This window comes from Campylobacter concisus, assembly GCF_002165775.1.
In the GTDB taxonomy this organism is placed as follows: Bacteria; Campylobacterota; Campylobacteria; order Campylobacterales; family Campylobacteraceae; genus Campylobacter_A; species Campylobacter_A concisus_E.
This window is the reverse complement of the sequence record NZ_NDYP01000003.1, coordinates 141,421-165,231: the sequence shown is the minus strand read 5'-3', so window position 1 is coordinate 165,231 and position 23,811 is coordinate 141,421. Positions and strand designations below refer to the sequence as shown.

30 protein-coding genes are annotated in these 23,811 nt (G+C 37.7%); 13 read left to right on the top strand and 17 right to left on the bottom strand.

Annotated elements, in window-relative coordinates:
• Positions 1-8: 8 nt before the first annotated feature.
• Both B9N66_RS04160 and nusA read right to left on the bottom strand, forming a co-directional pair.
• The gene (locus B9N66_RS04160) at positions 9-488 is read right to left on the bottom strand and encodes a GNAT family N-acetyltransferase (RefSeq protein ID WP_087580011.1); all 480 of its coding nucleotides are present in this window, start codon (positions 486-488) and stop codon (positions 9-11) included.
• The gene (gene nusA / locus B9N66_RS04155; protein ID WP_087580010.1) at positions 488-1,591 is read right to left on the bottom strand and encodes a transcription termination factor NusA; all 1,104 of its coding nucleotides are present in this window, start codon (positions 1,589-1,591) and stop codon (positions 488-490) included. Before nusA ends, B9N66_RS04160 begins: the two co-directional genes overlap by 1 nt.
• A 172-nt stretch (positions 1,592-1,763) precedes the next feature.
• Here nusA and B9N66_RS04150 point away from each other — a divergent pair, with 172 nt between their 5' ends.
• From B9N66_RS04150 to B9N66_RS04115, 8 genes are all read left to right on the top strand, one after another.
• A complete protein-coding gene (locus B9N66_RS04150) occupies positions 1,764-2,006 on the top strand; it encodes an HP0268 family nuclease (protein ID WP_002941786.1) in 243 nt (80 codons plus the stop codon).
• The gene (gene miaB, locus B9N66_RS04145; RefSeq protein WP_087580009.1) at positions 2,006-3,307 is read left to right on the top strand and encodes a tRNA (N6-isopentenyl adenosine(37)-C2)-methylthiotransferase MiaB; all 1,302 of its coding nucleotides are present in this window, start codon (positions 2,006-2,008) and stop codon (positions 3,305-3,307) included. Before B9N66_RS04150 ends, miaB begins: the two co-directional genes overlap by 1 nt.
• Positions 3,288-4,067 carry a lysophospholipid acyltransferase family protein gene (locus tag B9N66_RS04140; protein ID WP_087580008.1) on the top strand — a complete coding sequence of 260 codons (780 nt, stop codon included), beginning with the start codon at positions 3,288-3,290 and terminating at the stop codon, positions 4,065-4,067. Before miaB ends, B9N66_RS04140 begins: the two co-directional genes overlap by 20 nt.
• Complete coding sequence (locus tag B9N66_RS04135) at positions 4,057-4,503, top strand: hypothetical protein (RefSeq protein WP_087580007.1); 447 nt, start codon at positions 4,057-4,059, stop codon at positions 4,501-4,503. Before B9N66_RS04140 ends, B9N66_RS04135 begins: the two co-directional genes overlap by 11 nt.
• Before the next feature lie 60 nt (positions 4,504-4,563).
• Positions 4,564-5,568: a hypothetical protein gene (locus B9N66_RS04130; protein WP_087580006.1), complete on the top strand. Its 1,005-nt coding sequence runs from the start codon at positions 4,564-4,566 to the stop codon at positions 5,566-5,568.
• A complete protein-coding gene (locus B9N66_RS04125; protein ID WP_087580005.1) occupies positions 5,565-6,086 on the top strand; it encodes a hypothetical protein in 522 nt (173 codons plus the stop codon). The genes B9N66_RS04130 and B9N66_RS04125 overlap by 4 nt, the downstream gene beginning before the upstream one ends.
• Positions 6,079-6,615, top strand: a complete 537-nt coding sequence (locus B9N66_RS04120) for a hypothetical protein (protein ID WP_087580004.1) — start codon at positions 6,079-6,081, stop codon at positions 6,613-6,615. The genes B9N66_RS04125 and B9N66_RS04120 overlap by 8 nt, the downstream gene beginning before the upstream one ends.
• Before the next feature lie 347 nt (positions 6,616-6,962).
• A complete protein-coding gene (locus B9N66_RS04115) occupies positions 6,963-7,202 on the top strand; it encodes a 2-hydroxyacyl-CoA dehydratase family protein (RefSeq protein WP_141083432.1) in 240 nt (79 codons plus the stop codon).
• Between the two features lie 146 nt (positions 7,203-7,348).
• Here the strand turns inward: B9N66_RS04115 and B9N66_RS04110 are convergent, their stop codons facing one another.
• From B9N66_RS04110 to B9N66_RS04095, 4 genes are read right to left on the bottom strand one after another with little or no spacing between them, the layout of a single operon-like run.
• Entirely contained in the window at positions 7,349-7,972 is a 624-nt protein-coding gene (locus B9N66_RS04110) for a tetratricopeptide repeat protein (RefSeq protein WP_087580003.1), read from the bottom strand.
• A complete protein-coding gene (locus B9N66_RS04105) occupies positions 7,973-8,626 on the bottom strand; it encodes a tetratricopeptide repeat protein (RefSeq protein ID WP_087580002.1) in 654 nt (217 codons plus the stop codon).
• Positions 8,627-8,636: 10 nt separating this feature from the next.
• Positions 8,637-9,977: a dihydrolipoyl dehydrogenase family protein gene (locus B9N66_RS04100; protein ID WP_087580001.1), complete on the bottom strand. Its 1,341-nt coding sequence runs from the start codon at positions 9,975-9,977 to the stop codon at positions 8,637-8,639.
• A 2-nt stretch (positions 9,978-9,979) separates the two neighbouring features.
• Positions 9,980-10,300: a hypothetical protein gene (locus B9N66_RS04095; RefSeq protein ID WP_021090811.1), complete on the bottom strand. Its 321-nt coding sequence runs from the start codon at positions 10,298-10,300 to the stop codon at positions 9,980-9,982.
• Between the two features lie 77 nt (positions 10,301-10,377).
• Here B9N66_RS04095 and B9N66_RS04085 point away from each other — a divergent pair, with 77 nt between their 5' ends.
• On the top strand, positions 10,378-10,929 hold the full coding sequence (locus tag B9N66_RS04085; RefSeq protein WP_087580000.1) for a tetratricopeptide repeat protein: 552 nt from the start codon (positions 10,378-10,380) through the stop codon (positions 10,927-10,929).
• A gap of 24 nt (positions 10,930-10,953) precedes the next feature.
• Here B9N66_RS04085 and prfB read toward each other — a convergent pair whose 3' ends face one another.
• Positions 10,954-12,054 carry a peptide chain release factor 2 gene (gene prfB / locus B9N66_RS04080; RefSeq protein ID WP_087579999.1) on the bottom strand — a complete coding sequence of 367 codons (1,101 nt, stop codon included), beginning with the start codon at positions 12,052-12,054 and terminating at the stop codon, positions 10,954-10,956.
• Between the two features lie 120 nt (positions 12,055-12,174).
• On the opposite strand from prfB, the gene panC reads away from it, so the two are divergent.
• Genes panC through tilS form a run of 3 tightly spaced genes read left to right on the top strand, consistent with a single transcriptional unit; the run spans position 12,175 to position 15,286 of the window.
• Positions 12,175-12,996: a pantoate--beta-alanine ligase gene (gene panC / locus B9N66_RS04075; RefSeq protein ID WP_087579998.1), complete on the top strand. Its 822-nt coding sequence runs from the start codon at positions 12,175-12,177 to the stop codon at positions 12,994-12,996.
• 2 nt (positions 12,997-12,998) lie between these two features.
• Positions 12,999-14,309 carry a 30S ribosomal protein S12 methylthiotransferase RimO gene (rimO, locus tag B9N66_RS04070; RefSeq protein WP_087579997.1) on the top strand — a complete coding sequence of 437 codons (1,311 nt, stop codon included), beginning with the start codon at positions 12,999-13,001 and terminating at the stop codon, positions 14,307-14,309.
• Complete coding sequence (tilS, locus tag B9N66_RS04065; RefSeq protein WP_087579996.1) at positions 14,306-15,286, top strand: tRNA lysidine(34) synthetase TilS; 981 nt, start codon at positions 14,306-14,308, stop codon at positions 15,284-15,286. Before rimO ends, tilS begins: the two co-directional genes overlap by 4 nt.
• Before the next feature lie 76 nt (positions 15,287-15,362).
• On the opposite strand, the gene B9N66_RS04060 is transcribed toward tilS, so the two are convergent.
• Both B9N66_RS04060 and B9N66_RS04055 read right to left on the bottom strand, forming a co-directional pair.
• Positions 15,363-16,289: a ribose-phosphate pyrophosphokinase gene (locus B9N66_RS04060; protein WP_072594149.1), complete on the bottom strand. Its 927-nt coding sequence runs from the start codon at positions 16,287-16,289 to the stop codon at positions 15,363-15,365.
• Between the two features lie 95 nt (positions 16,290-16,384).
• Positions 16,385-16,792: a hypothetical protein gene (locus B9N66_RS04055; protein WP_087579995.1), complete on the bottom strand. Its 408-nt coding sequence runs from the start codon at positions 16,790-16,792 to the stop codon at positions 16,385-16,387.
• Positions 16,793-16,932: 140 nt separating this feature from the next.
• Between B9N66_RS04055 and B9N66_RS04050 the strand changes: the two genes are divergently transcribed.
• Positions 16,933-17,292 carry a DUF488 domain-containing protein gene (locus B9N66_RS04050; RefSeq protein WP_087579994.1) on the top strand — a complete coding sequence of 120 codons (360 nt, stop codon included), beginning with the start codon at positions 16,933-16,935 and terminating at the stop codon, positions 17,290-17,292.
• 9 nt (positions 17,293-17,301) lie between these two features.
• On the opposite strand, the gene B9N66_RS04045 is transcribed toward B9N66_RS04050, so the two are convergent.
• The 8 genes from B9N66_RS04045 to B9N66_RS04010 form a co-directional block, all read right to left on the bottom strand.
• Entirely contained in the window at positions 17,302-18,126 is an 825-nt protein-coding gene (locus B9N66_RS04045) for a pyridoxamine kinase (protein ID WP_087579993.1), read from the bottom strand.
• A complete protein-coding gene (locus B9N66_RS04040; RefSeq protein ID WP_087580188.1) occupies positions 18,127-18,993 on the bottom strand; it encodes a radical SAM protein in 867 nt (288 codons plus the stop codon).
• Positions 18,994-19,039: 46 nt separating this feature from the next.
• Positions 19,040-20,062, bottom strand: coding sequence for a uroporphyrinogen decarboxylase (gene hemE, locus B9N66_RS04035; RefSeq protein WP_087579992.1), 1,023 nt, complete (start codon positions 20,060-20,062; stop codon positions 19,040-19,042).
• 92 nt (positions 20,063-20,154) lie between these two features.
• A complete protein-coding gene (locus B9N66_RS04030) occupies positions 20,155-20,700 on the bottom strand; it encodes a YqhA family protein (protein ID WP_257639765.1) in 546 nt (181 codons plus the stop codon).
• Positions 20,679-21,704 (bottom strand): aspartate-semialdehyde dehydrogenase, encoded by a 1,026-nt coding sequence (locus B9N66_RS04025; protein WP_087579991.1) that lies wholly within the window; start codon positions 21,702-21,704, stop codon positions 20,679-20,681. Before B9N66_RS04025 ends, B9N66_RS04030 begins: the two co-directional genes overlap by 22 nt.
• A gap of 49 nt (positions 21,705-21,753) precedes the next feature.
• Positions 21,754-22,908, bottom strand: coding sequence for a sigma-54-dependent transcriptional regulator (locus B9N66_RS04020; protein WP_087579990.1), 1,155 nt, complete (start codon positions 22,906-22,908; stop codon positions 21,754-21,756).
• An 11-nt stretch (positions 22,909-22,919) separates the two neighbouring features.
• On the bottom strand, positions 22,920-23,312 hold the full coding sequence (locus B9N66_RS04015; RefSeq protein ID WP_087579989.1) for a hypothetical protein: 393 nt from the start codon (positions 23,310-23,312) through the stop codon (positions 22,920-22,922).
• A complete protein-coding gene (locus B9N66_RS04010; RefSeq protein WP_087579988.1) occupies positions 23,288-23,788 on the bottom strand; it encodes an LPP20 family lipoprotein in 501 nt (166 codons plus the stop codon). Before B9N66_RS04010 ends, B9N66_RS04015 begins: the two co-directional genes overlap by 25 nt.
• Positions 23,789-23,811 lie beyond the last annotated feature (23 nt).

Below are 23,811 nucleotides of genomic sequence, written 5' to 3'. Positions count from 1 at the left end.
AAAACGAACTATAAATTTAAAAGTTTTTCTAAATTTTCGCCGTCTAAGCGGTAGGTTCTCCACTCAAGAGATTGATTTTTAGCACCCATGCTTTCATAAAATTTGATGCTTGGCTCATTCCCGTTTAGGCAGCACCATTCAAGCCTTTTTAAATTTTCATCCTTGCAAATTTGAGCTAAAAATTTAAAAAATGCCTTGCCGATACCTTGATTTCTAAATTCTTTTTTGACGTAAATGTCCTCAAGATAGATCCCACCAAGCCCTAAAAATGTAGAAAATGTGTAAAAATAGATAGCATATCCTATCACCCTGCCCTCACTCTCGCAGATAAGGGCTTTTGCATGGTTTTTGTTAAAGATAGAGTCTGCAAAAATTTCATTTGTAAAAGTGACTTGATCACTCATTTTTTCGTAAGCCGCAAGCTCTCTTACAAGCTCACAGATCACGTCTATATCGCCCTCACTCGCTTTTCTTATTTGAAATTTCATTAGTTGTCACCAAAGAGTGCTTTTAGATCCTTGACCATTCCGCCGTCACTATCGCCACTACTAGTTTTCGAACCAAGCTCGTTTAGCTCGATCTCATAGCCAGTTAGCATGCTTGCTAGGCGGATATTTATGCCGTTTTTGCCGATCGCCTTGCTCTTTTGTTCGCTTGCAAGCGTTACAATTGCCTTATTTTCTTCGATCTTTACAGATGTGATGATCGCAGGTGCCATAGCGCGAGCCACCAAGATCGCTGGCTCAGTGGTGTATTCGATCGCGTCGATGCTCTCACCATGAAGCTCTTTGCTTACGGCATTTATCCTAACGCCCTTTGTGCCGACCGTTGCACCGACTGGATCGATGTTTGGAGTAGTTGAGATGAGCGCTACTTTAGCCCTTTCACCAGGGATCCTTGCACTTCCTTGAATGATAATGCCGCCATCTTTTATCTCAGGCACCTCTGAAGTTAGTAGAGCTTCAAGAAATTTTGGCGAAGTCCTTGAAAGCTCGACCTTTATGCCTAAATTTTTATCTGTAAAAACTTTTCTAATGACCGCTTTTACCACATCGCCTACTTTAAATTTCTCGCCTTTTATGCGGTTTTTGCGTGGCAAGATGGCACGAAGCTCGTCTATCTCGATAAAGGTGTTTTCGTCGTTATCAACCCTAACAACAGGACCAAATACCATGTGGCCGCTCATCTCATTATATTTTTGTAAAATTTTCTCTTCGACTAGGCGCTGGATGTGATACTCAAGCTCTTTGTGAAGTGTTTGGGCGGCTGTTCTGCCAAGGTTATCAAGGCTTAGCTCGTAAGTGAGCTCATCTCCGATCTCTACGCCACTATCTATCTTTTTAGCCTCTTTTAAGCTTAAAAAGTGCTCATTGTCTTCAGCAAGCCTCTCATCGTTGTTTGCTACGATTGAAATTTTTTGATAAAGCTTTAAATTTTTATTTGCATCGATGCTTACATCATATTCATAATTTTCGCCATAAACCCTTTTTGCAGTGTTTATCAAGGCTCTTATGACGCGCTCTTTTACATCTTCTATCTCTAAATTTTTCTCATTTGCAATTGACTCTATAATGTCTGATATTCTTTCCATTTTTTCTCCATTGTGACGATAAATTTCGGGGATTTTTCGTGAAGTTTTGAAATTATACATAAGCCATACTTTTAATAACTTTAAGCTTGTTATTAACTTTTATTTAATCCTTTTTTTATGATGATTTGGGTATATTGACCGATTAAAATTTAAGTTTTTGAAAGGATTAAAAATGGAGCTAAAACTTGCAAGAGCCGAATTAGACGCAAAACCAAAAACGATTTCACTAGAAAAGATAGAGGCAGCTGTCGAAAAAGAGGGTCAGAAAATTTTCTATTTTGATAAAGAAAACACACACAAACAACTAATCGCCTTAGTCGAGCACTTTGAAGAAAAAGGGCTAAGCGTTTATCACAGAACCGTGAAATACGGCCTTGATGATAGCGATTATATGTATGAAGTGCATATACTTTAATGAGTAAAAAACTCTTTATCCAAACTCTAGGTTGTGCTATGAATGTTCGTGACAGCGAGCATATCATAGCCGAGCTCTCACAAAAAGAAGACTACTCCTTAACACAAAACATCGAAGAAGCTGATTTAATCCTTATAAATACTTGCTCGGTTCGTGAAAAGCCAGTCCATAAGCTCTTTAGTGAGGTCGGAGCCTTTGAAAAAGCCAAAAAAAGAGGGGCAAAGATAGGCGTTTGCGGCTGCACTGCAAGCCATTTGGGTAGTGAAATTTTCAAGCGCGCACCTTATGTTGATTTTGTCCTTGGTGCAAGAAACGTCAGCAAGATCACAAAAGCTGTAAATACGCCTAAATTTATCTCAACCGACATCAACCACGACGAGAGCGAATATGCATTTGGCGAATTTAGAGGCTCGCCATACAAAAGCCACATCAACATCTCGATAGGCTGCGATAAAAAATGCACCTACTGTATCGTCCCGCACACTAGAGGCGATGAAATTTCTATCCCTTCAAGTCTCATCTTAAAAGAGGTAGAAAAGGCCGCAAAAAGCGGTGCAAAAGAGATATTTTTACTAGGGCAAAATGTCAATAACTATGGCAAAAGATTTTCAGGCATGCAAGAAAATATCGATTTTAGCGACCTTTTAGTAAAGATAAGTGAGATAGATGGCGTTGAGAGAATAAGATTTACAAGCCCTCATCCACTTCACATGGATGATAAATTTCTTGAAATTTTTACAAATAACCCAAAAATTTGCAAGTCTATGCACATGCCACTTCAAAGCGGAAACACCAAAGTTTTGCGCGAGATGAAGCGCGGATACACAAAAGAGTGGTTTTTAGACCGCGCGCTAAGACTTAGAAAAATGTGCCCAGATGTTAGCATCTCAACTGATATCATCGTCGCATTTCCAGGCGAGAGCGACAATGAATTTGAAGATACGATGGACGTGCTTGAGCAAGTTAGATTTGAGCAAATTTTTAGCTTTAAGTATTCGCCTCGTCCGCTCACAAAGGCAGCTACTTTTACAAATCAAATAGATGACAAGACCGCTTCAGAAAGGCTAACGCGCCTGCAAAATCGCCACAGCGAAATTTTAGACGAGATCGTGGCAGCGCAAAAAGATAAAATTTTTGATGTATATTTTGAAGAGCTAAGGGCAAATGGCGGCGTTGCTGGGCGAAGTTTTAACAACTTTTTAGTTCAAGTTGATGGCAGCGAAGAACTTCTTGGCACTACGCAAAAGGTAAAGATCACAAATCCAAAACGAATGGTTTTGTATGGCGAGCTGCAAATTTAAAAACACCCTTGAAAAGGTCGCCCTAAATGTTGGCGTCTTTTTCATCTATATTTTGATGTGGCTCATTTTTCTAACCTGCAAAAAGAGCTACACTCCAAATCTCTTACCACAAAATGGCTGCGTCGTCGTCTTTTGGCACGGCAGACTTAGCTTTATGAGCTTTGCTTACAGACGCTGGTGGAGCAGCCAAAACAGAAAACAAGGCAAGGTGATAATAAGCGACCACAAAGATGGCGAGCTAATCACCAGAATAATCAAATTTTTTGGCATCGGCACCATTAGAGGCAGCAGCTCAAAAGGCGGTGCAAGGGCACTCATAGAAGCTCTAAGAGAGATCAAGCAAGGCCACGACGTCATCATCACACCAGATGGCCCACGCGGACCAAGACACAGCGTAGCAGACGGAGCTGCAGTGATCGCGCAAAAGTCATCTTGTGAAATTTATGCTCTAAATTTCGAAGCAAACTCGTTTTGGGAGTTTAAAAGCTGGGATAAGATGATACTTCCAAAGCCATTTTCAACTATAAATTTTAGCCTCTCAGCCCCTTTTAGCGTGGCAAATTTAGAGCAAAAAGAGGCAAAAGAGAAGATACAAAATGAGCTTTGGCAAGCCTCACAAAATGACGGCGGCAAGAGCGCTCTGCAAAACAAAGAGGACTTTAGGTCAAATTTAAAAATTTGGTGGAAAAAATATGCGCATAAAAATCCGCAAATAAATGACGAGATAAGAGAAATTTTGGACGAAATTTATGAAAAATAAAATTTCTATCTTTATAGCCATTTTTATAATAGCTTTCTTTGGGCTATTTTTTTACAGCGACAACTCCTATAAGCTCGCCCTTGAAGCGAAATTTTACTACGAGAGCAGAGAGTATGAAAAGGCTCTAAATTTAAGCCAAAAAGCCATTGATCTAGACATCTACAACAAAATGGCCGCCACCACGCTTAATCAAAGCAAGGCAGCGATAAAATTTAGCTCATACATAAAAAGCGGCAAAGAGTATTTAGAGCGCATCAAAAAAATGAGCCAAAGTGGCGTCAGCAAGGCTGATAGTGAGCGCATTAAGATGATGTGTGATGTGATGATAGAGGATTTTGACGACCTTAAAAACTCGGCCCTACTTGATAATGAGCTAAAAAATGAAGCTTTAAATACAAAAGAGATTTTCGTTAAGCTTAAAAACGAGCTGTTTTAAACTTATTTAATCCCTTTTTAGCTACCATAACGAAAATTATGCACTAAATTTAGGAGATTTATGTCTTTTAGCGTTAAAAAGCTTTTTTCTAACCTTTTTTTAAGCGTCGTGTTGGAGGGCAATGAGTGCATATTCTTCGGTCAGGTCTTTAGAAATGGCAAACTTTTAAAAACTATAAACGCTAAATTTACAGATATAAATATCGATAGTATCGATGAAAAAATCATAAAATACATAGAAGAGCAAGAAAAAGCATATTTTGGTGTATATGTTTCAGTTTTTTTTAACGACGACTCGCAAGGCGCGCTTCCTAGTGTTAGCTTTGATGAATACAAAAAATTTAATATAAATACTAAAAATCTTACAAGCCTTATCATGCAGGATAGCTGGAGTATTTATGCAAATTTAAATGCTATAAAAAAATATAAAAATTTATTTGGACAAGATAGTGTAGATCTCATCTACTCACCTATTGCCCTACTCTTTCACGAGCTTTTAAAACGCGGAATTTCTCCAAAAACTACACTTTATCTTTATATCCATGCACATTCGTTTACACTTGCGATCTTTAAAGATAAGCAAATGAAATTATCCACTTTTTTAAATATGTCTGGTATTGAAGAAACCAACCAGGAAGCTGAAAGCCTAAAAGAAGAAGATATAACAGATATTGACAACTTAATCATTAAAGAAGAAAATGACGCAACGTCGCTTGATGATTTTAAAAGTTTAGATGATTTTTTAAGTGATGATAAGCCAAAAGAATTTGAAGACCTAAATTATGAACTAAATATGCCAGCTTCTACAAATGTAGAAAAATCGGTTGCTATTTTTGGGTATGACATGAAGATGTTTGATTACATCGTAAAGGCTGTAAAAGAATTTTACGAAAATCCTCTCTACGGCGGCGATTTTATTGAACAAATAATTGTTTTTGAAAACACAAAAACAAGTGCAACCTTTTTGCAATATCTACAATCTGAGCTTTTAGTGGAGACTTCGGTGTATCCAGTGAATACAAACCATATTATGAATGAAATCATGCAAGAAGAGATAATATTATGAGATTTAGCTTTATTGCTCCGGAACCAAGACCACTTATATCTATCTTTAGCAAAATTTGGATAAGCCTTATAAGCTTTGTGTTTGTAGTTCTTTTGGCAACAAATTTCTTTATACTTTACAAAAACTATTCAATTGAAAAAAATATAAATTTTTTATCAAATGAGCAAAAAGAACTTAGTCAAAAAATAGTCACAACAGATGAAATTTCATCTAAACTAGCTGTACAAATAGAATCTGCAAATGATATTTTCACTTCAAATTCTATTCTCAAGCAAAGCTTGCACAATCTTTTTGATCTAGTGCCTGACAGTATAACGCTTGAAGAGGTTTTTATGGATAAAAACTCACTCATCATTCGTGGTATAACGCCGACAAAAGATGTATTTAATCAACTTCTAGCTTCACCTTTAAGATCTATTTTTACGACTTCAAATACCAGCTTTTATCAAAGCAAAAACGGCTGGTATGGCTTTATAAGCACAAATAAAATTGATAATTCTGAGGGATATAATGAGTAAAAAAGATACGAGCTTAGAAAAAATAGATCCTGTCAAGCTTTTACTTTTTATATTTGCTTTTATTGTAGTTTGTTTCATTATGATATTTGGTTTTATCGTGCCAAATATAAAAGAATTTAAAAGCCTAACTAGACAAAATTATTCACAAACCTCATCTTATACAAAAGTAAAAAATGAATTTGAAGCTAAATTTAAAGCCCTTGAAGCAACCAAACAAAAAGATGGAGCTATCATTTCAGCTTTTGAGACTAAATTTGATAAAGATAAATTTATAGAATTTGCCTCCAAATTTTTCAGTGAAGTAAGCCTTAGTAAAATAGAAGAAAGTGATAATAATGCTAGTGAGAAATTTTTTAGATTTCGCCTAAATGTAACTAGCTCCCTAAGGACACCGCAAAAATTTTATGACTTTTTAGATGCGCTTAGCAGCTATGACAGTATCGTAAAGACAGAATTTCCTATCGTCATGAAAGGCGAAAAGGATAAAATCCATACTACTTTTAATATAAAAGTCTTTGGGTTGAAGTAAAATTTTAGATTTTATTTAAAAAAGCTACAAATAGATAACATTTCTCTCAAGTTCTTAGTTATAGAAATTATATTTTTATAGACATAAATTTATGTATTTCTTCGGTATTGATATAAGCTCAACATCTACAAAAGTAGCGATACTAGATGATCAAGATAATTTTTGTAATCTATTTTGTTATCAAGTAGTTTTAGTGCCATAAAAATAGTACGCGATATAAAAGAAATTTTAGAACAAAAAGGCTATCAGTATGCCTCAATCACAGCTACTGGGTATGGAAGAGTAAGTGTAGAAGCGGATGTAGTAGTTTTTGAAAACTGTATAGGAACTAAAAATTTAAAAATAATATGAGTACACAAGGCGACCTTATAGAAAATATCGCTAAACGTTACTTAAAGATACCCTATTCTGTAATGCACAAAAACGACGCAAGATCTGATGCTATCAAAAAATTTGTAGATGAATATAAAGTAGATGGTGCAATAGATATCGTTTTAAGTGGCTGTCACACTTACGTAATAGAAACAAACAAGATAAAAGAAGCTAGCAAAGAAGCTGGTGCAAGCTATATGAGCATTGAGGACTGATCCCCCCCCAAACAAGATGTTGTCCGGATTTGCACACATTTGAAGGCATTTTTAGAATTTCTCGAATAAAACATCAAATTTTAAAAGACTCAAGAAGAGCCTTTGTTGATTTATTACGAATTTTTAGAGCAGTATTTTGACTAGTATTACTTTTTATCCACACATTTGCCAAGTTGGCAGGCTCTTTTATAAAGTGCGTCTGCCTTTGCTTCATCGCCGCTTAGCTTTGCAAGCAAAAAGCATGACTGAGCATACTCAAGCTCACAGCTCTTAGCCAAAAGCCTTAGCACTCTAGCCTCAGCCTTAGTTCTATCTATCTTATGAGTTTTTAAATTTTCGCTTTCGATGTATGACTTTAGACCCATTGCCTCGTTGTAGCAGCCAACGCCATCGCCACTATCACAAGCTAGTTTATAAAGTTTTAAAGCTTTTTCCATATCTTTTTGCTCATCAACAAGCCCTTGCTCATAAATTTGACCCAAATTTGAGCAAGCCGTAGCAAGCCCAGCATTGCAAGCCTTTTCATAGTAGCTTTTTGCCTTTACAAAGTCTTTTTCGTTGCTAAAATTTACAGCTAGATTATTGCAATCGATGCTATTTCCAGCATTGCAGCTTTGCTCCATCTTCTCTTTTTCAAGCTCAAGACGCTCTGCCCTGCTCTCTTCTTCACTTTGCCAAAAGCCAAAGCTTACCATCTTTTGCCAAGACCAGCAACCACTAAGCATAAAGCCCATAGCCAAAATAAGACCAAAATTTAAGACCTTTTTCACTTACATTCCTAGCTTTGTGCCTAGTCTTTTCATCTGTGGGCATGCCTTGCTTAGCCCACGAAAGCAAGCGACTTTATAAATTCCATAAGCCCTTTTTTCATCTTTGTTCACACCAAGCCCAAGCTCGTACATCGCACCGATATTAGCACAACTTGGCAAATCGCCAGCATTGCATGCATTCGTATAAGCTTGCATTGCTAAGTAATAATCTCGCTTAACGATCTCGCCCTTTCTATAAGCATTGCCTAAGTGATAGCAAGCTTGCATGCCTCCGCCATTGCAACTTTCTTTATAAATCGAAATTGCCTTTTTTGGATTTTTTTTGACTCCGAGTCCAAGCTCATAAAGAGTGCCCAAATTTGCACAACCGACTTGCACCTTAGCATCACAAGCTTTTTTATAATTTGTTAAAGCATTTTCATATTCTTTTAAAAGCTCGTAATTTACGCCCAAATCGTTGCAAGCTTCCGCATCGCCTTCTTCGCATTTTGGTATTAAAATTTCGATCGCATTTCTTGAAATTTGCTCTTTATTTTGCACTATTTTTTCATCCTTTGGTTGCTGCCACGAATCGTCTTGTTTTTGTCCTATGCCAATCACATTTAAGCAGCCAGTGAAAAATAAAGCCGATAAAAGCAATAAATATTTTTTCATTCTTTTCCTTTTAAAATTGTCCAAATAAGTCATTTAGTGCTTCACTGATACTTGGATGAGTAAAAATTTGATTTTTAAAGAAATTTGCATTTGCTTTTAAATTCATCGCAATTGCAATTTCATTTATCAGCTCATTTGCATAGATGCAGTGAAAGCTAGCTCCTAAAATTTCGCCGCTTTGTGCATCAACGATAGCTTTTAGCATGCCTACATCGTGATTTAGTACTTTTGCGCCTGGTACTGTTGCCATGCTAAGCTTTAGCTCTTTAAAATTTAACCCAAATTTACTTGCTTCTTTGGCGCTCATTCCAACTCTTGCAAGTGGAGTGTCGGTAAATAGCACATTTGCGTGAATACTTCTATTTTTAGTATTTCTCTTTTTATCACCAAAAATTTGTGAATAAACTATCCTAAAATCATCTAAACTAGTGTAAGTAAAAAGCTCTCCGCCGCGCACGTCGCCTACCGCATAGATGTTTGGCACATTTGTTTGAAGGTTTTCATTTGTCTTTATAAAACCTTTTTCGTCAAGCTCAATTCCGGCAGCTTTTAAATTTAAATCATCCACATTTGCCACTCTGCCAAGTGCGATCAAAAATGCATCAGCCCTAAGGCATCTTTGCTCACCATTTTGCTTAAAATTTAATACATTTTCTTTAATGCACTCTATCTCGCAACCCTCTAAAATTTCAACGCCTTGGACTCTAAGAGCCTCTTTTATGCTATTAGCTATATCATCATCTTCGTTTTTAAGTAGTTTTGAACGTCCTACGATAGTTACTTTTGAGCCAAAATTTGCAAACATTGATGCAAACTCTATACCGATAAAACCACTACCGATAATGACAAAATGCTTTGGTAAATTTTTTAGATCAAGCAGCGTTTGGCTTGAAAATACATTTGAGCTTGCAACCTCAAAAGGAGCATCTGCCTCTTTTGAGCCGCTATTTATAATGATAAAGTCGCCCTCTATTATCTTTTTCTCGCCGCTTGGCGTTGTCACAAGGACACTATTTTCACTAGTAAATGAGCCAACACCATCGATCACATCAATATTTTCTTTATCATTTAGCATTGCGTAGTTTTTAGCATTCAAAGCTGAGATTAGCTTATTTTTATTTTCAACGCTAAGCGTGTAATATTCGCTTTCAACACTATTATTTACAAATTTTGCCTCCTTAGCGGCTGTTATTAGACGTTTGGTTGGTATGCAGCCAACATTTATGCAAGTGCCTCCATACATCTTTGGTGATCTCTCTACAAGAGCCACTTTTTTGCCAAGTGCGGCAGTCTTAACCGCTAGCGTTTTGCCAGCCTTTCCAAAACCAATAATTACAATATCATATTTCATTTTCAGTCCCTTATCTTTCCCATTACATAGTAAGTTGTTTCATTTATCTTTTTTAGCTCCATTTTATATTTATTAGCCCAGTTTTTTATAATCTCGTCAACTCGCTCTTTTATTTCATTAACGGTAGCTACATTTTTTATCTTTAGTCTATCTTCACTTCCACTCATCGCCACAAAACAAAGGTGCGGCTTTAAATGATCGTTTAGTTCAATTATGCTCTTTGGCAAAAGACCATCAGTATTATTTAAAATTCTACACATTTGAGCAGTGGTCGTTTCATTGACGTTATAGCCAAGCTGGATTAAAAGTGCATTATGATCCATATCGTTCCTTTTGCTTAAAATTTGCGGGCATTATAAGATAAAATTGGATAAAATCGCCTAAATTTTTAAGGACAAATATGAAAAAATTTATCATTTTTGTGTTTAGTGTTTTGCTATTTTGGGGATGTTCGTTAGATCAAATTTCACAAAATTTTGGCCTTAGCGAGCCACCACTTGATCCAGAGGTCGAGCAAATAGCAGACGCCATCTATCTATACAATGAAGGCAACTATCCAAAAGCTTGCAAGAGATTTTACGACTACGCAAAAGATGGAAATGTGCTTGCCATGCAGCAAACTGGCATTTGTTTTCGTGATGGCAAAGGCTTTAGCAAGGATATCTTAAGAGCACTTTTTTGGTTTGAGACAGCTGGCAGATATGGCAATATAGACGGACTAAGAAGCGCTGGATATATCTACGAGTACGGCCTTGGGGTCAATAAAAATTTAGAAAAAGCGATATATTTTTACGAAAAAGCTACAAGCCTTGGCTCAAGCGAGGCCAGCTACGATCTAGGGCTTATCTATCTAGGCAAAAATGACTATAAAAAAGCAAGAATTTATCTTGATGAGGCTTGCTTTAAAGGTAAAGAAGAAGCGTGCATAAAGCTAAAAGAGATAAAATTTTAGCTCTCATCTCTTTTTATAAATTTATTACGCCTCAGCCTTTTGAGCGATCAAAACGCCCTCTATCATCTTTTTGATGTCACCATCAAGTATCGCATCAGTCTGTGAGTATGCCTCGCCGCTGCGGTTGTCTTTTACCTGCTGATACGGGAAAAGCACGTATGATCTTATCTGATGTCCCCAGCCGATCTCGCTCTTTTCGACGCTGTTGCTCGCCTCTTGCTGCTTCATCAGCTCAAGCTCGTAAAGACGAGATTTTAGCATTTTCATCGCTGTGGCTCTATTTTTATGCTGGCTGCGGTCATTTTGGCACTGCACGACAATGCCAGTTGGTATATGCGTGATGCGGATGGCAGATTCAGTCTTGTTTACGTGCTGACCACCTGCACCGCTTGCTCTATAAGTATCTATCTTTAGATCTTTTTCCTCGATCTCGATCTCTATGTCATCATCTATCTCAGGGCTTACCATGACACTAGAAAAGCTTGTATGACGGCGCCCTGCACTATCAAATGGGCTTGTGCGAACGAGCCTATGGATGCCATTTTCTGCCTTGAAGTACCCATAGGCGTTTTCGCCTTTTACGATAAAGCTCACATCCTTTAGCCCAGCCTCATCACCCTCTTGAAAGTCAAGGGTCTCAACCTTAAAGCCCTCACGCTCGCAAAATCTAAGATACATCCTATAAAGCATACTCGCCCAGTCGTTACTCTCAGTGCCACCAGCTCCAGGATGGATCGATACGATCGCGTTTTTGCCATCATCTTCGCCACTTAAAAGCATAGAAATTTCAAGATTTACAATCTTTTCATCTAAATTTTTAGCGTCATCAAAGAGAGAATTTATAGTCTCTTCGTCATTTTCAGAATTTGCTAGCTCAAAGAGCTCCTTTGCATCGCTTACTGCCTGATTGGCGTCATTAAATTTTGCAAGCATATTTGAAATTTTTGTCTTTTCTTTATTTAGCGCCCCTGCTTTAGCGATATCTTGCCAAAAATCAGGGTCTTGCTCTATAGCCTCGATCTCTTTTAGTCTAGCCTTTATCTCGTCAGGCTTTACGATAGAGCCTATGTTTTCAACTTTTGTTTGTAGCTTCTTTAAAAGCTCGTTGTATTCGTAACTATCCAAGTTTTTCTCCAAAAATTTTTGCCGATTTTAGCCAAAAGTTGCTTACATTTTTAAATTTACGCCCTTTTAATCCTTTTTTGTTACAATGCCAAGTTAAAATTTCAAACAAAAAGAGTCAAAATGCAAATCATAAGAACTATAAAAGAACTTGAAAATTTCGTCTCTAGCACAAGCGCAAAGATCGGTTTTGTGCCGACCATGGGCGCACTTCATGACGGACACGTTAGCCTTATTAAAAAATGCGTGAGCGAAAATGAGATAAGCATCGTCTCAACATTTGTTAATCCAACTCAATTTTTACCAGGCGAAGATCTAGACAAATACCCAAGAAACGAACAAAACGACATGAAAATTTGTGAGCAAAATGGCGTTAGCGCTATTTTTATCCCAGATGCTGGTGAGCTTTACTTTGAAGATGAACCTCTAATCGTCGCTCCAAAGAAATTTTCAGCCATCTTAGAGGGCAAAACTAGGCCAGGCCACTTTGATGGCGTCTTAAGGGTGCTAAACAAGCTATTTCGCCTAACTCGTGCAAATAGCGTTTACATGGGCAAAAAAGACACACAACAACTAATCATAGTACAAAACATGATAAAGACATTTTTTATAAATGCCAGCCTAGTGGCTTGTGATATCGTTAGAGAGCCAGATGGACTTGCACTTTCAAGTAGAAACGTCTATATCTGCGACGAAGATAAATGTAATGCTCTAAGGCTTTCAAGATCGCTAAACAAAGCACAAAATTTGATCCAAAATGGCGAGGAAGACGCAAGTGAGATCAAAACAAAGATGCTTGAGGTGCTAGAGCCGTTAAAGGTTGATTATGTCGCTATTACGGATAGAAATTTAAATGAAATTTCCAAAATAGAAAAAAATAACACCATCATTTTAGTGGCAGCTTATGTTGGCAAAACTAGGCTAATAGATAATATCTGGATATAAAAATGCCAAAACTTCACTTAATTTCACTTGGCTGTAACAAAAATTTAGTTGATTCAGAAATAATGCTTGGTAGATTGCAAAACTACGATATTACCGATGATATCAGCGATGCCGATGTTATCATCGTAAATACCTGTGGCTTTATCAAATCCGCCAAAGAAGAGAGCATCCAAACCATACTTGAGATGCACGAAGCTCGTAAAAATGGCTCTTTGCTGGTAGTGACTGGCTGTCTTATGCAGCGCTACAAAGACGAGCTCATGAAAGAGCTACCAGAGGTTGATCTCTTTACCGGCGTGGCTGACTATGACAAGATCGATGAGATCATCTTGAAAAAGCAAAATTTATTTAGCCCGCAAACTTATCTGCAAGCAAATGAAGAGCGTGTGATAACTGGCTCAAACTACCACGCATACATCAAAATTTCAGAAGGCTGTAACCAAAAATGCAGTTTTTGTGCCATTCCAACTTTTAAAGGCAAACTAAAATCACGCTCACTTGAAAACATCGTAAATGAGGTCAAAAATCTGGTCAAAAAAGGCTACTACGACTTTAGCTTTTTATCTCAAGACTCAAGCTCATACATGCGCGATCAAGGCGTTAGCGACGGACTAATAAATTTAATAGACGAAATAGAAAAGATAAAGGGCGTAAGGAGTGCCAGGATACTTTATCTCTACCCAAGCACGACTAGTAAGGAGCTAATTGAGCGTATCATCGCCTCGCCTGTCTTTCACAACTACTTTGACATGCCGATCCAACACATCAGCGAAGATATGCTAAAGATAATGAAGCGTGGAAGTGGCGCTAAAAAGATCAAAGAGCTTTTAAATTTGATGAGAAATGCCGAGAATTCATTCTTACGAACTGGTGTCATCGTGGGTCATCCAGGCGAGAGCGAGGAGGATTTTGATGAGCTTTGTAAATTTTTAGAAGAATTTAAATTTGATAGAATTTCAGCCTTTGCCTACTCAAAAGAAGAAGATACGGCATCTTTTGAAATGGAGCAAATCCCAGCTAAGATCATCTCAAAAAGACTAAACAAGATAGAAAAGATCACCAAAAAATCGATAAATGAGAGCCTTCAAAAAGAGCTTGGCAAGCAAATTTATGCTTCTCTTGAGGGCGAAAGTAGCGAGGGCGAGATGTTTTACGCAGCCAAAAAAGATATCTGGGATAAAGATATAGACGGCGAAATTCTAATAAATGAAAGCGATGTAAAAGAGCTTGAGATCGGCTCACTCTATCTTTGTGAAGTAAACGATGTGGTCGATCAAAAACTGATCGCTAAAATCATCAAAAAAGCAAAATGATAAGCCAAAATGTGCGAGAAAAGCTAAGCTCAGGTGCAAACCTGCTTGCATTCTCGCACGGCATAGACAGCACCGCACTTTTTTACATTTTAGAAGAGTCTGGGATCAAATTTGATCTAGCGATGGTTGATTACAATGTTCGAGAGCAAAGTAAAAACGAGATAAAAAGCGCAAAAGAGCTCGCAGATAAATTTGGTAAAAAAATTTATACAAAAAGCGTTTTTTTAGATAATTCAAATTTTGAAAAAAATGCGCGCGAGGTAAGATATGAGTTTTTTGGCAAGATTTGTCAAAAATTTAGCTACAAAAATTTGATCTTAGCTCATCAATTTGACGATAAATTTGAGTGGTTTTTGATGCAGCTTAGCAAGGGTGCTGGACTAAAAGAGCTCTTTGGTATGAGCGAGCTTGAAAAGAGAAAGTACTTTTGGCTAGTTAGGCCGCTTTTAAATTTACGCAAAAAAGAGCTTCAAAGCTATCTTGACGAGAGAAATTTACACTATTTTATCGATGAGACAAATTTAAAAGGCGAGTTTAAAAGAAGCTTCATGAGGCTAAATTTTAGTGAGCCATTTTTGGATAGATATTTTAGTGGCGTACAAAAGAGCTTTGAGTTTTTAGAAGCCGATAGACAAATTTTAATGCCAAATATCACAAAAATAAGTGATGAAATTTTTATCATAAAAAATGATAGTAATGCGATACGAGGTGTCGATATGGCGGCAAAAGAGCTAAACGTGCTTCTAAGCAAAGCTCAAAAAGATGAGCTAAGTGCAAATTTAGCAAAGCAAACAAGCGTGGTGCTAAGCGGCAAGATTGCTGTCGGATACGCAGATACTTACCTTCTAGTAACTCCATTTTGTAAAACCATAATGCCAAAAATTTTTAAGGAGAAGGCTAGAATTTTAAAAATTCCAGCTATAAATAGAGGCTATCTTTTTGCTATAAATTTTGATTTATCAGAGTTAAAATTTTAATCAAGTAATTCTAAAAACAATAGATAAAGAAGATTTGGCTTTTGCCTGAAACACTCAAAACAAAAGCCAAGATTAATTAAAATAAGCTATTTACGCTTTCATTGTGATATACACGGCGTATCACTTCGCCAAATAAAGAAGCTGCACTTAGCACTTTTATACAAGGAAGCTCCTCAGCTAGAGGGATCGTATCTGTTACCACTAGCTCATCTAAAAAGCCTAGTCTTAGCCTATCGTAAGCTGGTCCACTAAGGACTGGATGCGTACAAAATGCCATAACGCTAGTTGCACCACGCTCTTTAAAAATTTCAGCTGCCTTTACGATCGTACCAGCGGTATCAATCATATCATCGACTAAAATCACATCTTTACCATTTACGTCACCGATTATATTCATCACTTCGCTTTCATTTGCTTTTTCGCGGCGTTTATCTACGATAACCATGTCAAGATTTAGATTTTTAGCCAAGGCTCTAGCACGAGCTACGCCGCCTACATCAGGACTTGCAACGATTGGATTTGGTAAATTTTTAGCTCTTACATAGTCATTAAAAATGATGCTTCCATAAAGGTTATCAACCGGAATATCAAAAAATCCTTGAATTTGCCCTGCGTGAAGATCCATGGTAACGACTCTATCGATACCTGCTGTTTGCATCATGTTTGCCACTAGTTTTGCAGTGATCGGCACTCTAGGAGCTGCTTTTCTGTCTTGTCTAGCGTAGCCAAAATACGGCACGATCGCTGTTATAGAGCTTGCACTACTGCGTCTTAAAGCGTCAGTTAAAATAAGTAGTTCCATTAAATTTGTATTTGTCGGTGCACATGTTGGCTGAATGACAAAAACATCTTTTCCGCGCACGCTCTCACCGATTTGCACGCTGATCTCTCCATCGCTAAATCTTTTTATACTTGCCTCGCTAAGAGGAAGTGAAAGATATTGCGAAATTTTCTTTGAAAGCTCAATATTAGCTGTTCCTGAGAAAATTTTATAGCCTCTCATAATGATAACCTTTTTAGTGATTTTTATGTTGGGATTTTATCAAAACGAGCTTTAATTTAAATTTATTCTTTTTAGGACTATTTTCTAGCCCTAGTTTAATTCTTATCGCCGCAATCAAAAATTTGAGCTCTTACTCTATAACCAAGTGCAGACGAGCTTCCATCTGGGCAGGTTTTAATACCTTCAAAAAGCCAGTAGCAAAGCGCCTCTTCTTTTATAATATAAAGTACAACTCTTTTATGAAGTCCTACTATTTCAACTGCTTCATTTTTTAGATCATTTATCGCACCTTGTCTAAGTCCTTCAATAGTTGGGTTCATTCTACCATTTACCTCATCGCTTCCTTCTGCCTCGCCTAAAACTTTGCAACTATAAGGTGTAGAATTTACCATAGCTATACCTTTTGAGTTTGGCGATAATGGCTTTGGTGTAAATTGTGGTGCCATGCAACCAGAAAATAAAGCTAAGATAGTGCAAAAAACTATCAAATTTGAAATTTTCATTTAACCTCCTTAAAATAAATTCTTGCATTATTCTATTTTAAATTTAAAGAAAACGCAAGGTAAATTAAATAAGTATAAAAAATATAAGATAACTAAGAATATTTTTTTATTTATAAACATTATAGGACTACAATCACAACATGTTTAAAGCTTATAGAATTTATGATTTTATCAAAGATGATAGTTTGGATATGAAGGCGGCTTTTGTTGATAGACTCTATCCAAGAGGCATAAGAAAAGAGATATTTTCAAATTTTCTTTGGTTAAAAGATATCACACCAAGCACTGCTTTAAGAGAGTGGTTTCATGAAGATAGAGAAGCTAGATTTGATGAGTTTTGTGAAAAATTTGAGCTTGAGCTTGATAATGAAAAAGCGCAATCTTGCTTTAAAATGCTAAAAAAACTAGAAAAAGAGCATGGTGATATAGCACTTCTAACAGCTAGTAAAGATATAAATCTTTGCCATATCGTTGTGTTATTAAAAATTTTAAATAAGTAGTTTGCCCGCCTATTTCGCAAGAGTGCCAAGCATCTTTTCAAACTGCACACCATACCATGTGCGGCTCTTATCTTTTAGCGTGACTTTAATACTACTAAGCACAAATTTTGCTGCCTTTTTGATAGAATTTTGCATGCTTTCGCCATTTATGAGTGAACCAAAAAGCACAGAAGCAAATATATCTCCAGTCCCACTCGTGTGAAATGGCAAAAATTCGTGAAAATACTCCACTTTCTCTTTTGTCTTTGCATCGTAAGCTATGATGCCACATTCATTTTGCTTGTATCTAATGCCCTTTAGCACAATCTTTCTAGCTCCAAAGCTAGCCAAACCTTCAAGCAACTCTAAAATATAATCTTGCGTATAGTCACTGCCTAAAAACGGCATCCCACACATAAAGCTTGCTTCAGTTATGTTTGGCGTGATGACGTGAGCCTTTGTGCAAAGTTCACGCATTTTCATAACAAATTTTTCATCAAATCCGTGATAGAGCTTGCCATTGTCACCCATGCAAGGATCTACAAGTATTAGTGAAGTAGAGTCATTAAACTCATTAAAAATTTTCTCTATCAGCTCAAGCTGACTAAAGCTACCTAAAAATCCGGTATAAATTCCATCAAATGCGATATTTTCTTTGTGCCATACTCGTGTTATTGCATCAAATTCATCAGTCAGATCACAAAATGTGAAATTTTTAAAGCCAGTATGAGTCGAAAGTAGCGCAGTAGGCAATATGCACGCCTCAATACCTTGAGCGCTGATTATGGGAAGTGCGACAGTAAGGGAGCATTTGCCAACGCACGAGATGTCTTGTATTGTAAGGATTCTTTTCATTTATGCTCTTAGTTTATAAAATTTTACTCCAGCAACATCGGCTAGATAAACCACATCTTGTTGCAAGAGCTTGTTTAAAATTTGCTTTGAGTACTCTGAGAAATTTTCTTCAACATTTGCAATAGTTTGCGGACGACGCCTTAGCATTTCTAGAATTTCATCTTCACTAAAGTTATACTTTTGCTCTATTTTGTGAGCTTTAGCTATATTAACCGGTACGCCACTTATCTGCTTGGCTAGCTCCTCTAGTTTTTTGGCGTCTACACCCTTTACATTATAAGCTGGTGGGCGATCTATCGTGCCAATATCCACTCGGTGCGGAGCTATCTCATTTATCGCTGCATTTAGAGCTATAAATTCCTCTTCTTTGTCGTTAAATCCAGCCACAACCAAAATTTCAAGCACAAGTTCGCCTTTAAATTCCTTGCAAAATTTAGCCATTGCTTTTATAAGTTCATTTACTTCTATACCACTTTTATTGCGGTCTATCTTTTTAAAAGTGCTTTGCATCGCGCTATCAAGGCTAAATTTCACTATATCAAACCCTTGCAAGGCTTCACAAATTTTTGGGTCACACACGCCTGAGCCATTACTCAAAATAAGTGTTTTTGCGCTACCTTTTAGCTCATTTACTTTTGCTATCAGCTCTTTTAAGTACGGGTAAAGAGTTGGTTCACCATTTGCTGTAAGCGTGATGACGTCGATATTTTGATGAGTTTTTAAAGCCTCTTTTAAAGCACTTATGATCTCGTCAACACTTGGCGGATTTTCTATTGTTTCAACAGTCTTCGCGCCACTTAACTCACAATAAACACAGTCAAAATTACATGATTTTTGCTTTGGGCTTAGATCTATGCCTAGGCTCATGCCAAAACGGCGAGAATTTATCGGTCCAAAGACGATGCAAGGCTTGTTACCTTGCACTTTTTGTCTGTACCTGTTTTATAAAATATTTTGCATTCTCAACTGGCACATCAGGCAAAATTCCATGCCCAAGGTTGAAAATATGTGGCACGCCTTTCATCGTGCTTAAAATTTTATCCACACCTTCATCTATCGCCTTTTTGCTATAAAGTCTAGTTGGTTCCATGTTTCCTTGAAGGACATATCTTGGGCTAAGTTTTTCTTTGGCTAGCTCGATTGGCGTGCTCCAGTCGACACCAAAAACATCAAATTTGCCTGAAATTTTATCCAAATAGCCACTTATTCCTTTTGGGAAAACGATGACCGGAATTTCTGGAAATTCAGCCTTAACACTATCAACTATCTTGTTTATGTAGTTAAATCCAAACTCAAAATAAGCCTGCTCTTCAAGCGCAGCCGCCCAGCTGTCAAAAATTTGCACCGCATTTACGCCTGCTCTTATTTGCTCTTTGACGTAAAAAATGAGAGCTTGCGTCACTTTTTCTAAAATTTGATGTAAAAATTCTGGATTTTGATAGAGCATTTTTTTGCAAACTGCATAAGTTTTACTGCCACCACCCTCGATCATGTATGTAGCTATCGTCCAAGGTGCGCCGCAAAAGCCAATGAGCGCCTTATCTTTGGCTAAATTTTCTCTTGTGAGCTTGATCGTGTCATAGACGTATGCTAAATTTTTAGTCGATTTTTCGATACTTAGCACGTCAAGTGCAGCTTTATCACGCAAAGGCTCTGTAAAAACTGGACCCTCGCCCTTTTCAAAACGTAGATCCATGCCCATTTCAAGAGGCACAACAAGGATGTCGCTAAATAAAATCGCCGCATCAACGCCTAGGATTTCAACTGGTTGAAGCGTGACTTCGCTAGCCTTTTTGTAGTCTTTGCAAAGCGATAAAAAATCTCCTGCTTGCGCGCGTACTCGCATATACTCTGGCAAATATCTACCAGCTTGGCGCATCATCCAAACAGGCGTATAAGGGGTAGGTTTTTTAAGACAAGCGTCTATAAAAATCATTAAATTTCCTTTAAATTTTTAAAGGGATATTACCTAAAAATAGCTAAAGAAAAGATGTAGGAGAAATTTTAAGCGTAAAAACGCTTAAAATTTTAGTGATCTCCCTTGTGAAGGAAGTAAAGTCCAAGGCAAAGCGCTAGGATAGAAGCTGCAAGATAAGCCATCTCAAGCGGTGTTGTGAAGTTTGCGTGAAGCACTCTTTGGAAGAAATTTACGATCAAGACCATGACGATCACTTTGCCAAGCTTGTCTTTTAGCTCATCAAGCGAATGCACTTCAAGCACCTTGCTCTGCTTTGACTGCTTTAGCTGTGTGATCTCTGAGATGAAAAGCTCGTAAATTCCGAAGCTAAATATATAAAGAACAAGCGCCATCAAGTAAAGATCGATCGCTCCAACTATCTCGCCAACGACCTCTGAGTGGAAATTTTCAACGTGAAAATCCGCAGCAAAGAAATATTTATAAACCTCTAAAAGTACCTTGCCGACGTCGTAACTTGCGATGATAAAAAGCACGATCGCACCTAAAAGTCCAAAAACTACTGGAAAAAGTGTAAAGCTGTTGCTAGCAAGCAAAATTTTTTCAAATATCTTACGCAATAAAAATCCTTTTTTATTTACTCTTGCATCGCGATCCATTTTTGTGCGATCCTGACAGCATTTGTAGCAGCTCCTACGCGGATCTGATCAGCACTACACCAAAGATGAAGCACATTAGGTCTGTAATTATCAACTCTGATCCTACCGACATAAGTCTCATTTGTATCGCTTGAAATGATAGGCATCGGATACTCTTTATTTGCTGGATTATCCACTACAACGACGCTTGGAGCTTTGCTTAAAATTTCTTTTGCTGCATCCGCACTTACATCTTTGTCAAAGTGGATAGTGATAGCCTCTGAGTGACTTCTAAGTACTGGTACGCGCACACAGGTAGCGCTAACTTCTATATCTTTGTGAAGAATTTTTTGCGTTTCATTGACCATTTTCATCTCTTCTTTTGTGTAGTCATTGTCCAAAAAGACATCGATGTGTGGGATCACATTTAGCGCTAGGCGGTGCGCAAATACCTTTGGCTCGCACTCATCAAGCTTAAACTCAAAGAATTTTTGCATCTGAACAACAAGCTCTTCCATGCCCTCTTTGCCAGCACCGCTTGCCGCTTGGTATGTAGAAACATCGACTCTATTGATACTAAAAGCGTCGTTTAGTGGTTTTAAAATTTGCACCATTTGGATGGTTGAGCAGTTTGGATTTGCGATAATGCCGCGGTTTTTCCACATAGCAATGTCGCTTGGATTACACTCCGGCACAACTAGCGGGATATCTTTATCCATCCTAAAATGGCTGGTGTTATCGATGACTACTGCGCCACTATCAGCTGCAAATTTGGCAAATTTCTCTGAGACTGAACCGCCCGCACTAAAAAAAGCGATATCAATCTCGTGCTCGCTAAAAACTTTTTCGGTTAGCTCTTTTACCTTGTAATATTTGCCATTAAATTCGATCTCGCTACCAGCACTTTTTGCGCTAGCAAGCGGCAAAAGCTCTCCAACTGGAAACTCAACCTCTTCCATCACTCTAAAAAGCTCTTCGCCGACCGCTCCAGTAGCACCAACTACAGCTACGTTAAATTTTCTCATCTGCTCTCCTTATCTTTTTTAATTTTCGTAATTTTACTTAAATTTATAGCTATTTTTTGCTTCTGGCTTGTAAAAATAGATCATTTGGCAAAATTTCATCACCCTCGCTTAGTATCGCCGCTCTTTGCACGACTGAAATGAGCTCTCTTATGTTGCCTGGATAGTCATAGCTTAAAAGCTCCTCTTTTGCCGCTTTTGAGAAATTTTTAGCCTCAAAGCCATACTCTTTGCAACATTTTTCCAAAGTATCCTGCGCGATAGGTAAAATTTCGTCTTTTCGCTCGCGAAGTGGCGGGATGAAAAGCGGGATCGTGTTTAGGCGGTAGAAAAGATCCTCTCTAAATCTGCCCTCCCTCATCGAAAGCTCTAAGTTTGCGTTTGTAGCGCAGATGATGCGAACATCTATCTTTTCGCTCTTTGTAGCACCAAGTCTTGTTATCTCGCGCTCTTGAAGTGCACGAAGCAGCTTTGGTTGTAAATTTATAGGCATCTCGCCGATCTCATCTAAAAATAGCGTTCCGCCATTTGCCAGCTCAAACTGCCCTTTTTTGGTAGTCGCAGCGTCAGTAAAGGCGCCCTTTTCAAAGCCAAAAAGCTCACTTTCTATCAAATTTTCAGGGATCGCAGCCATATTTAAAGCGATAAATGCCGCATCTTTTCTAGGTGAGTTTGCATGGATAAATTTAGCAAAGACCTCCTTACCAACGCCGCTTTCGCCACTAAGCATTATTGAAGCGTCAGTCCTTGCGGCTTTTAGCGCGATATTTAGCGTCGCTTCAAGTGCCTTTGAAGTGGCTAAAAAGCCGTTATTTTCGCTTTTTGTTTCTATTTTTTTTATGATTTTTGGAGTTTTTTGCTTAAGAAGCTCGACCCTTTTTATCGCCTCGTAAAGCGTTGAGACGTCAAATGGCTTGGTTAAAAAGTCTTTTACGCCGAGCCTCACGCTCTCGATCGCCTTATTAAGCGTCGCATTTCCTGTCATTATGATGACGTCAAATTTGCCGTTTAGCTCTTTAATAAACTCAAGTCCATCCATCTTTGGCATGTTTATGTCGGTGATGATTAGATCAGTGTCGTCGCTTAGCTTTTTTAGAGCCTCAACTGCGCTCTTATAGCTTTTGATGTTTAGCTCTTCATACTCGCCAAGTGCGATCTCAAGCGACTTTCGCATATTGATGTCATCTTCTACTATGACGATATTCATTTGATCTCTTTTTATTGAAGTGTGCCGATGATAGCGGATTTTGGCTTAAATTCCACCATAAATCTAACTGGCAAAATTTTCAAATTTGAGGTATTTGAGATCTGTGCATTTTTGATATTTAGCTCATTTTTTATCATTACTTTTTTTAAAGCAAAGCAGTCAAAAATTTCATCTTTGTGTAAATTTAAAAAGCCAAGAGTTGTGGTGTTTTCATCTTTAAAAGCATCTATCTGGCAAAGAAATTTTGGTTTTGGATTTGGCGAGAGAGTCATCGCCTTAGAAAATGAAATTTCTTCAAAGGCAACTATTTGATTTTTCGTATCAACCTTCGCCCAGAAGATAAACTCCTCCAGGCAAAAGGCGAAATTTAAAAGTATTGTTAGTAAGAAAAGACTTCTCGCCACTTATCTTCGTCTATCTTAAGCTCCATATTTACCTTATAAAGCCCATCTTTGAAATTTTCATTCACGATCCTTGCGTTTTTGACAAGGCCTTGAACCTTTGAAGTGATAGATGAGTCATTTAGCATCGCGTCTCTTACGGTGTCTTCAGCGTTGATCTTTACGCCATAAAGCTTACCAGCAAGCTGAGAATAAGCATCAGCCATCGCCGCTCTTTTTGCAAGAGTGACCGACTGAGCGTACGAGAGCGAATTTAGCGGAGCTATGCCCTCGCCTGTGGCTCTAAAAGTGGTCTCTCTTGGAGCGCTATCATATATCATCTTCTCTTTTTTCATCACCTCTCTAAGATCGTCTTTATCGACCTTTTGGATGACTACATTACGGTTTGATGTGCTAGTTGGCTCGCCCATAAAGCCGTTAAATGAGCAACCGTCAAAAATAGCAATCATCAAAACAAAAGATAAAATTTTAACCTTCATAAACAACCTTTTTTATGCTTTTA